The sequence below is a fragment of the Arthrobacter sp. SO3 genome (assembly GCF_020532825.1).
Taxonomy (GTDB): Bacteria; Actinomycetota; Actinomycetes; order Actinomycetales; family Micrococcaceae; genus Arthrobacter.
The window spans coordinates 1-451 of record NZ_MQTS01000177.1 but is presented as its reverse complement, the minus strand read 5'-3'; the positions used below and the strand labels follow the sequence as shown (position 1 = coordinate 451).

Here is a 451-nt window from a genome sequence, read left to right as displayed (position 1 = left end):
GTTGGTGGTTACCACACACACCGAACGACTAAGAGGTCTTCATGGTCCACCGTAATGCCCGTCTGACTCCTGCCGGTAGAGGCATCCTCGTCCAGCGTGTTCTGGACGGCCGTCCCGTGGCCCATGTGGCGAAGGAAATGGGTGTTTCCCGTACCTGCGCCCACCGGTGGTTCCGGCGCTATCTGGAGCACGGCTGGGCCGGGATGGAGGATCGCTCGTCACGCCCGCGTTCCTGCCCGCACGCGACGCCCGCGGCGAAGATCGACGAGGTCCTCGCGGCGCGCGAGAAACACCGCGAGGGTCCGGTCGAGCTGGGTGAACGGTGCCAGGTCCCGGCCCGCACGGTGTCCCGGATCATCGCCAGGGCCGGCCTGCCCCGGTTATGGGAACTGGACCCGATCAGCGGCGAACGCATCCGCGCCGGCCGGGCCACCGACCACCGCTACGAACG

The 451-nt window shown here is 68.3% G+C and carries 1 protein-coding gene; it reads left to right on the top strand.

Features of this window, described 5'->3' with window-relative positions:
* Positions 1–41: 41 nt before the first annotated feature.
* Positions 42–451 (top strand): helix-turn-helix domain-containing protein (locus BJQ90_RS16385; RefSeq protein WP_226761281.1); only part of this gene is annotated, 410 nt, incomplete at its 3' end.